The organism is Hallella colorans (assembly GCF_003096815.1).
Taxonomy (GTDB): domain Bacteria; phylum Bacteroidota; class Bacteroidia; order Bacteroidales; family Bacteroidaceae; genus Prevotella; species Prevotella colorans.
Genome location: NZ_QENY01000008.1, coordinates 111070 through 120761, shown reverse-complemented (window position 1 = coordinate 120761; position 9692 = coordinate 111070). Strand labels below are relative to the sequence as shown.

Sequence of the window (9692 nt, the reverse complement as noted above, 5' to 3'; positions counted from 1 at the left end):
ATATTAAGGCAACTAAGCCCAAAGACCGACACGTCTCGCTTCTCGTACTACTTCTCTGTCTATGTAAATATTCTCAAAGAACGCTTCTTTTGTCGAGCCAACCGAAATAATTTCGGAAAGCGAGTGCAAAGGTAAACAATTAAGGGGTAGACTCCAAACTTTTAATGGAAAAATATCGAAATATATGCCATTTTTTCCAAAATCATTACAAAATACGCTGTAAAACGAGATAATCTCATTATTATAATATATAAGATAGCAGGAGAAAAAAGCAAGTAAGCAACACGCAAGGATAATAAAATTACCAATGATGCCACAAACTATTACTTGTAATTTAATATTTCTCCTCTATAAGTATTTGCGGAGAGCAGAAAGGTTGCGTCTTGAGAGTATCCCTTAAGTGGCACACTGAGGTATCCACGTGCTGTGTAATATTCAGGCACGCCATTTTGGGCATGCAACAGTCTGATTTTAATGGTCTTGTTTCGATGCTCATGCATATAGGTAGTATCTATGGCGACTCCCAATAACTGACGAGTTTCACCGTTGTCAGCTCGACCTGTCTTCACAGCATAAGCCACATTAAGGAAACCACCCGCTTTCCAAACACTCTCCACGTTAATAGGATCAGCAGGCAAGGTGTCTATTCGGGCAGTTAAAATAGGACGGGGCACTATCACCTTGACGGCGGAAAAGCAGACATGCGACGAGGCATCATAGTACACCAAAGCACGATATAGGCTATCTTCCCTATCAGTCCATCTCACATCTGCCACTTGTTTGAATGTCACCGAATCACCACCGTCTGTCAACACATAGTCAGCAGATTGCCTGCCCAAAGTGTGCAGCATGCCAAACTCTGCGCGCATATAAGAATAATGACCATCGCCTGTCTCATAGTTCTCAGTAGTGCAAGCTCCTATAACAACAGCAATGGTCAAGCCCCATATTGAGTTTGTTAAATGACGCATGCTTTTTTATTGTTTAGCGGCAAGATAATTAATAGCTGGATTAGCATACATGGTGAGCATTTGCTCACGGAGAAAATCTTTGTCGGCATGCTCCATCTGTACCTTTGCCAACTGGCTATCGAGATAGTTGTCAAAGAAATCCTTGTCTTCAATGGTGTAAAGAGACTTGTATTTGTCATCACCACGCAACTTGTCCAATGCAACATAGTTGGCCGGGAACAATTTGTAGTTTCTGTGTATCTCGTGGTCAAGATGGTCTGCCACCAATTTTAGCACCTCATCTTTGGGAGAGTCTGCAGGAATAGTGTTTAAAAAATCATTAATACACGGTGCGCAATGATAGTGTATGCGACCCTTGAAACCCATAATACCCGTCTGCATAGATAATATGTCATCGGTGTCTCCTTTTTTCCATTGTTCGTTGTCGCGTCTTTGTTGCAGTTCGATGGCTTTTAGATAATCGCATGGATCAACCTCATATGAAATGGTTAGAGGCACCACATTCAGTTCTCGCAGTAACTCTATTACAGAGCCTTTTGCCCCCATAGTCATCATTTTCAACACCGATATGGACGTGCGGTCATCCGAGTCTTTTGCTCTTCCGGGTCGTTGCGCTATCCAGATATTCTCGTGTTTCTCAGCGATAGCAAAGTGCATGTATCGTGACAATAGTTTGCTAGCCAACAGCATCTCGCGCAATGGCAATCCACGTCGCACTATAAAACTCTTATTCAGACGAGCCAAATCTTTCACCCATGGCAATCCAAGCAGATTGTCTCCAATAGCAATCTCGCAGGTGGTATCAAAACCTGCGTCGATGAGCAGCACGTCGAGAATTGCGGAATCAAGCACGATGTCACGATGATTGCTCATAAAAGTGTAGTTCTTCTTAATATCCAGAGCTGAGCAATCCATATCATATCCCGTGGAAAGTTTCTTCAGAAGATCTTTAATGAACTTGTAGCAAAATGCTTTTTGAAATTCCAAGCTGGTCTTGCATTCCCTCATTTTCATGGCGATAATTTCTATCGGCACGTTGGGATAGATATGATTCAATACAGTTAGAAATTGCTTATTGGCTAAAAGACGGTCGTACACCGCTGGCAACTCTTCCGGCTCAAACGGACGAATAGCGTCAAATTCTTTCAATCGAATATCCATAATCATAGAAATTGGTGAGCCCTCTGCCTTTATTTCAACACATCTTTGTCGCATGCCTAATGCGTGGCTCGTAAGAAGGCATGCAACATTTACGCAAGAATCATTTAAATTGATTTTCCACTATTTCGGTCAACACCTCTTTAATATCAAGCCCTGCCGCACGCACTTGCTGTGGTATGAAACTTGTGACGGTCATGCCTGGTGTAGTGTTAATCTCCAACATGTATATCTTGTCGTTGCCATCCGCATCTTTCGAGATGATATAATCAATGCGAATGATTCCGTTACAGTTCAAAATATCATAAATTCGAGAGGTTTCTTCAGCCACCTTCTTGGCAGTTTCTGGCGCTATACGCGCTGGAGTTATCTCCTGAACCTGACCATTGTACTTTGCGTCGTAATCAAAAAACTCATTTTCTGTCACCACCTCCGTAGCAGGGAACACCACGCTTTTGGCGGTCGTCTTGTAGCATCCCACGGATATTTCAGTACCTTTGAGATAGCCCTCTATCATCACCTCATCACTTTCCATGAACGCTTTGCGCAATGCAGGAGCCAATTGGTCCGCACATTTCACCTTCGACACACCAAAACTCGATCCATCAGCAGACGGTTTTACGAAAACTGGCATACCCAAGCGCCTCTCTATCTCCGCCTCGGCGTATGTCTCATCACGGCGTAAGCGTATACTGTCAGCCACGTTTACATCAAACGCACGCAGATAGTTGTTAAGCACATACTTGTTGAAAGTCATAGCCTCAACGAGCACCCCACTGGTAGAGTATGGCAAGCGTAACAAGTCAAAATAGCCCTGCATCAGCCCATTCTCTCCCGGACAACCATGGATTGTAATGTAAGCATAATCAAAAATGACAGCTTTTCCATTCGTGTCAATAAAAGAAAAGTCATTCTTGTCGATGTTTGCTACCTGAGCACCATCCAATGACACATGCCAGTCAAGTCCTTTGACATCCACGATATAGACATTGTAAAGCTCCTTGTCAAAAAAGGAATACAGACCCTGCGCAGACCGCATGGAAACGTCATACTCAGAGGAATCACCTCCACAAACGATAGCAATATTTCTTTTTAAATCTTTCATATTTGTTAATTGGTTATAGTTTCTCATGTAATGAAGTTTTTTCCAAAATCACTCCGCAAAAGTGTCGAGCGTCGTTCCCTTGATATAGCTGCGCCATTTACTGATGAGCGAGTCGAAATCCGCTGGCCATGCAGAGTCGAAATCCATCTGAAGGCCCGTTCTTGGATGCACGAAACCAAGTGTCTTGGCATGCAAGGCTTGTCGCTGGCAGCATTTAAAGCAGTTTTGTATGAAAGCTTTGTATGTGGAACTTCGCTGTCCACGAAGTATCTCGTTGCCACCATAACGCTCGTCGCCGAAAAGCGGATGACCTATATGTTTCATATGCGCCCTTATTTGATGCGTGCGACCCGTCTCGAGAACGCACTCCACAAGCGTAACATACCCAAAGCGGTCAAGTACACGGTAATGGGTCACCGCAGTCTTGCCAATGCCCGAAGTGGAGTCGAAAACTTTCATACGTAAGCGGTCTTTAGGGTCGCGAGCGATATTGCCCTCTATGCGCCCATTGTCGTTTGCAAGGTTTCCCCACACCAAAGCATTGTATGACCGATGCGTGGTCTTGTTGAAAAACTGTTTGCCCAACGCCGTCTTGGCATCGGGGGTCTTAGCCACTACAAGCAGCCCAGAGGTGTCTTTGTCTATGCGATGCACCAACCCCACCTCAGGATTATTGGGGTCAAACGACTCTAAATGGCGCAGATGCCATGCCACGGCATTAAGCAGCGTGCCATTAAAATTGCCTGCCCCGGGGTGCACCACCATGCCCGCCTCCTTGTTCACCACCATCAAGTCATCATCCTCATATACAATATTAAGCGGTATGTCCTCCGCCTTGATGGCCGAGTCGTGTTTGGGCCGGTCGAGCATCAACGTAATAACGTCGGTCGGACGAACCTTATAGTTGCACTTCACAGGTTTTCCGTTCACGAAAATACATCCAGCATCTGCCGCCGTCTGTATGCGGTTGCGACTGGAATGTTGCATTCTGTCAGCCAAGTATTTGTCTATGCGCAGCGCCGCTTGCCCAGCATCCACCTCCACTTTCCAGTGTTCATAGAGTTGCTCGCCATCTATCGGGCTTGTCGACAAGTCATCATCTAACAGCTCTTCGTTGTCAAAAATGTCTATATCGTTAGTCACAGTTTTCTCTCTTCTTTTTTAAATTTATCTGTGCTCAGGTTTGACAGTTGGATTTTTTGCAGGTTTGACAGACTGTTTGCGATTTGGGTCTGGAGATTGATTGGTTGGATTGAAAGGTTGCTTTTCTTCTATTGGTGGCTCGCTCACTTCTTCAAAAGGATCCGTCTCACCCATTTCCTCATACTCATCATCTGTGGGATAAACAGGATCCACGTAGTTCACAGAATCACTCATATCTCGCATACCATTGCCTACTTGAATGGTGAGTTTAGCGTCCACAGGTATTCGGTCGCCAAAGCTCACAGGCTTACCATTGGCCAAGATACCATACACCCAGTATTTTTCACCAGATATAAACTGCGGCAAAGTCAATTTGAAACCCATAGCCGTTAGTTTTGCCATGGCCTCTCGCAGCGAACTGTTGTCTATCACGTCAGGCAATTTGATGGTGGGCGATTTTCCCGCGTTGATAGTGACGTAGATAGCATGCCCCGCCTTGACGGTCTCACCGGGTCCTGGTGATTGTTCCAATATACAACCAGCTGGTAAATGCTTCACATATCCTGTGTCTACCACCTCTATCTTAAGCTTCAAATGATCTGCCACGTTCTTTGCATCGTCAAAATTTTTATGCGTTAAGTTTGGCACAGAGATAGCTTCGCCATGATGGGTATATTCATCAATTCCATATTTCACCCCAACAGCAAGCAGCATCCATGTCGCTGCTATTGCGGCAAGGTTGCCCCAAAGATATCTGCTCTTAAACTTGCCAAAAAACTCAGAAAATGTCATTGACGCATTATTTTTTTACAAAGATAAGGTAATTCCGCTTAATTCCAAATATCGCAAGCAAATATTTTATATAGCAATCACCATACAAGATAATATGCGAGCGGATAACACCTTATATATAGCATGGAATTGCAAAGATGGCATAAGTAACAAAAAATGTATGTTTCTCGCCGCTTTGTCTCATGCAAAATGCGTACTTTTGCAAACATGACCGTTGCAGAGAAGCACGACTTCCCGACAACACAAAAGCCACGCCATGAGAATGTACAATAAAGAAGAAGCGCAAGAGCGGATTAACCAGTTGCAAGCCGAGGGCAAACCGTTTGTCTTCATCATCAATTTTGAATGTACACAAGCGTTTGTCGAGGCTACAACAGACCTCGACAGCAATGAGATGATGTGCGCTTTCCCCCATTTCAGTAATGTGCCGCACCAAGCTCGCGCAGGAGTGGAGCCTTTGAGATGGTGCGCCAAGCCCCCAAGTCGGGCCGATTACGAGCAAAGCATCAACCTTGTGAAGCGCAATATCATGGCCGGCAACAGCTATTTGGCCAACCTCACCTGCAAAATACCAATTGAGATCAACATTGGCCTGCGCGACATATTCCTGCGCTCAAAGGCTCGCTACCGCTGTTGGGTAAAAGACATGCTCGTGTGTTTCTCACCCGAGACTTTCGTCAGGGTGGACCATGACACCATCTCCTCTTACCCCATGAAAGGCACTTGCGACGCCACGCTACCCCACGCTCGGGAAGACCTGATGGCCAGTGCGAAAGAGGCCGCCGAGCATGCCACCATCGTGGATCTCATTCGCAACGACCTCAGCCAAGTGGCCGACAGCGTACAGGTGGCTCGTTACCGATACATAGAGCGTGTCAGGACCCATCGTGGCGAATTGCTCCAGACAAGTTCGGAGATTACAGGCCGACTGTCACGTTATTATCGAGACCATGTGGGCGATTTGATTTTCAAGCTACTGCCGGCTGGCTCCATCACCGGCGCGCCTAAAGCCAAAACCGTGGAAATTCTCCGCGAGGCAGAAAACTATGATCGGGGATTCTACACGGGGGTGATAGGGCACTACGCCGACGGCGTGATGGACAGCGCAGTGATGATACGTTTTGTAGACAACGAGCATGGCCATTTATACTACAAAGCGGGCGGAGGTATCACCGCCCAGAGTGACAACAACGATGAATACCAAGAAGTAATTGATAAAGTGTATGTGCCAATTTATTGAAACCATCAGGGTGGAGAATGGCCTTCCTTTCAATTTGGAGGCGCATCTTGACCGCATGCGTCACACCCGAGCACATTTTTTTAACATTGCCCACCCCATTAGTCGAGCGGACATTATGCCATTCGTGGCTTCTATAGATGGCATTGCCAAACTACGCTTTCTCTATGACGGCACAAACATCTACGAGCCGACATGCACGCCCTACACTCCACGGCAAGTACACACGCTCAAAGCGGTCGAGAGCAACAACATTGAATACGCTTTCAAGCACAGCGACCGCCATGCGCTAAACCAGCTATTGTCACTCCGTGGCAAATGCGACGATGTTCTTATCGTGAAAAATGGGCATGTCACAGACACCTCTTTCACCAACGTGGCTTTTTTCGACGGGTGCCAATGGGTCACCCCCGATACGCCGCTGTTGGCCGGAACCCGGCGTCAACACTTGTTGGAGACAGGAAAGATTGAGGCAAGGCCAATTGCCATTGAGGATCTCGTGCGCTACACACACGTCGCCTTGTTCAACGCCATGATAGATTTGGGCGAGATTGTCTTGCCCATCGAGCATGTCGTTTTATAACAAAATCACTTTCATTCTCAACCACACATTAAACCTCATTAAACCTTACACCAAACTTGATGATGGTGTTATTAGCATTTATTTTTCATTCCCAATAGACTTTTGAAATGTCAAAAAGAGGTCTCATGATATTTAATCCGTGATTAACCAATATCTCAGACTTGTCTCAAACTGATTGAGTCTGTGGCAAATCCTACTTGATAGGCGCGATTGCCAATTGTCAATTATTGCTCCGCAGGAGGCATCACCAACCACAGGATGAGATACAGTATCACACCACTGAAAGCCGTAAAGACTGTCAGCATCGAATAGATCACACGCACCAATGTCGGGTCTGTGTCCATATATTCGGCTAAACCACCAAGCACGCCAAACACGATGCTGTCTTTCGATCTCCTTAATTTTCTACCCATTACCATAGTTGTATTATCTTAAGTTAATGATTACATTATATATGACGTATCACAGCCACACTTTGTTGCGTCCTTGTTGTCTTTATTTTTGTTGTCACTTACATTCGCCCACCTTTAAAAACTTATCAAATTGCTCAAGCTCATGACCACTTCTTTGCGCTCCACCCCCTCTTTGAGCACAATGCAAATGGTGTCATCGCCAGCAATAGTGCCCAGTATCTCAGGCAGATTGCCATTGTCTATATTGTAAGCTATAGAGCTGGCATAGCCCGGACGAGTCTTGATAACACAGAGATTACCAGAAAAATTGATAGATAGGAAACCGGGCGTTTGCATCATTTCTATGGCTGACAGCGGTTTGCGGATGCGCTTATACATGGTCTCATTGGGTAGCACATACACATACTCACCGTTCATACTGGCAGCCTTGGCCACTTTGAGCTGTTTGAAATCACGACTCAGGGTGGCCTGCGTCAGCGTGAACCCTTCCTTTTTCAATTCGTCCAGCACCTCTTCTTGACTGCCCATTTCTTTGCTGGAAATGATCATCTTGATGGCATCCAATCTTCGATCTTTCTCTTTCATAACCTGAATTTTTATTCTTTAAAAAACCACAAATTTATAATTATTTTTAAGAATATCAAAAAGAATAATAAAATATTGTGCTAAAAATATTCACTTTCCAACTATTCCGGTATTTTTATAACGAATAAAAATGTACGCATGTGTTAAGAAACGCATATTATGTGCTATCAAAAGCAACACGGAGCAAACATGATGGGGGCGCCCGGCATCAAGATATTAACAAAAAATGGCCCCGCAAATATCCTAAGGATTTACGAGGCCAACGACTTGTGGCAGGCGTAAAGACGCCTAAGCCACGAAATGTGTGATGGTATGTGGCATTAGTTCCTGTTACCGAATATACGCAACAGATACAAAAACAGGTTGATAAAATCAAGGTAAAGGCTCAATGCGCCCATCAAAGCGATTTTCTGAGCGCTTTCGCTCATATCTACCTGCATGGCCAACATGTGCTTGATTTTCTGGCTATCCCACGCTGTCAACCCTACGAATATGCCCACGCCGATATAGCAAAGTATCAAGTCAAACATGGCACTTTTCAAGAATAAATTTACCACCGTGGCAATAATCAAGCCTATAAGGGCCATAAACAAGATATTGCCAATCTTAGAAAGATCTGTCTTCGTAAAATATCCATATAGCGCCATAGCCGCGAATGTCCCCGCAGTGATGAAAAAAACTTTGGCGATAGATGTCATACTATACACTATAAAGATACCCGATAGCGTGACACCGTTGAGTGCAGAATAGATGATAAATAATGTGGTGGCTGTGGTGAGCGACAGCTTTTGGATGCGTGCCGTCGTGTAAAACACCAATCCTAATTCAACAATGAACAGCACCCAGATAGTCATACTGTTGCCATAGATCATTTGCATGATATTAGGACTCGTTGCCACGCCATAAGCACAAATGCCCGTGATGGCCAAAGCCATTGTCATCCATACATATACCTTGCGCATTAAAGCCGGGAAAACAGCGGAGAGTGCGCTCTCTTTTCCGCGTATAATCTTTTCCAAATCTTGTACTTCCATGTTTGTCTTTATTTTGTTTTAATTGCTTGTTTTATGATATTCCTCTTATTGATTGTCATTTGGGAGGCACTTGGGGCATGACACTCCTGTCTCCACATATTAGTAGGCAAGTATCATGCCATTTGTTGTGGTTCTATGTGACAAAGTTACGTATTTTAAAAGGATTTTCCAAATCCACCCGACATCTATTAACTTTATTATTGAATAAATGACAAATTGTTATCCTCCCGCATTTTTAGCACCCCTACTTCCTATTATAATGCATTTCAGATTGCTTTCCTTTCGACGCTGGTTACAAACGAGTGACACTTAATTGACGCTGCGTTTCAGCGCTAAAACCATTCCGCCTCAGTTTTAATCATGACTTCGTCCATGCCTACTACACGTCACAATCAAACTTATAGGCAAGAAAACAAAAAGGCCTTCTGTGCAAAAAAGGGCTCTGCTGATATTTAATGGGGGAGCAAAAGGCTCAGTAGGTATTTACTTTTGGGGGGACAACGTAGGTCTCTACGATTGTGGTAACCATGTATAACCGCAAACAGGATTAAAAACAGGAAGACATGATGTAGGCATAAAAGTTCACACGCGCAAATTTCTACCGCGCTCAGACGCCTCTCGAATCCGGTGCTGCTGTCTTCATTCATTCTTCGCTCCCCACTCTTCTCTCC

Annotated in this window: 10 protein-coding genes; 2 read left to right on the top strand and 8 right to left on the bottom strand. The window is 44.7% G+C overall.

Going from position 1 to position 9692, the window contains the following annotated elements; translation table 11 throughout:
- Positions 1–323: 323 nt before the first annotated feature.
- The 5 genes from C7379_RS05750 to C7379_RS05730 all read right to left on the bottom strand — a co-directional run bounded on the left by C7379_RS05750 (position 324) and on the right by C7379_RS05730 (position 5169).
- Complete coding sequence (locus C7379_RS05750; protein WP_116616402.1) at positions 324–971, bottom strand: NigD1/NigD2 family lipoprotein; 648 nt, start codon at positions 969–971, stop codon at positions 324–326.
- 6 nt (positions 972–977) lie between these two features.
- A complete protein-coding gene (locus C7379_RS05745) occupies positions 978–2132 on the bottom strand; it encodes an acyltransferase (RefSeq protein WP_116616422.1) in 1155 nt (384 codons plus the stop codon).
- A 100-nt stretch (positions 2133–2232) separates the two neighbouring features.
- Positions 2233–3234 (bottom strand): D-alanine--D-alanine ligase, encoded by a 1002-nt coding sequence (locus tag C7379_RS05740; RefSeq protein WP_116616421.1) that lies wholly within the window; start codon positions 3232–3234, stop codon positions 2233–2235.
- Between the two features lie 48 nt (positions 3235–3282).
- A complete protein-coding gene (locus tag C7379_RS05735; protein WP_419185304.1) occupies positions 3283–4359 on the bottom strand; it encodes an RluA family pseudouridine synthase in 1077 nt (358 codons plus the stop codon).
- Positions 4360–4401: 42 nt separating this feature from the next.
- Positions 4402–5169: a PASTA domain-containing protein gene (locus C7379_RS05730; RefSeq protein WP_116616400.1), complete on the bottom strand. Its 768-nt coding sequence runs from the start codon at positions 5167–5169 to the stop codon at positions 4402–4404.
- A gap of 256 nt (positions 5170–5425) precedes the next feature.
- Between C7379_RS05730 and C7379_RS05720 the strand changes: the two genes are divergently transcribed.
- Entirely contained in the window at positions 5426–6409 is a 984-nt protein-coding gene (locus C7379_RS05720; protein ID WP_116616420.1) for an aminodeoxychorismate synthase component I, read from the top strand.
- Positions 6393–6989, top strand: a complete 597-nt coding sequence (locus C7379_RS05715) for an aminotransferase class IV (RefSeq protein WP_116616398.1) — start codon at positions 6393–6395, stop codon at positions 6987–6989. Before C7379_RS05720 ends, C7379_RS05715 begins: the two co-directional genes overlap by 17 nt.
- A gap of 224 nt (positions 6990–7213) precedes the next feature.
- Here C7379_RS05715 and C7379_RS05710 read toward each other — a convergent pair whose 3' ends face one another.
- The 3 genes from C7379_RS05710 to C7379_RS05700 form a co-directional block, all read right to left on the bottom strand.
- Positions 7214–7402, bottom strand: a complete 189-nt coding sequence (locus tag C7379_RS05710) for a PspC domain-containing protein (RefSeq protein WP_243406723.1) — start codon at positions 7400–7402, stop codon at positions 7214–7216.
- 114 nt (positions 7403–7516) lie between these two features.
- A complete protein-coding gene (locus C7379_RS05705; RefSeq protein ID WP_116616396.1) occupies positions 7517–7987 on the bottom strand; it encodes an arginine repressor in 471 nt (156 codons plus the stop codon).
- Positions 7988–8307: 320 nt separating this feature from the next.
- A complete protein-coding gene (locus C7379_RS05700; protein ID WP_116616395.1) occupies positions 8308–9021 on the bottom strand; it encodes a Bax inhibitor-1/YccA family protein in 714 nt (237 codons plus the stop codon).
- Positions 9022–9692 lie beyond the last annotated feature (671 nt).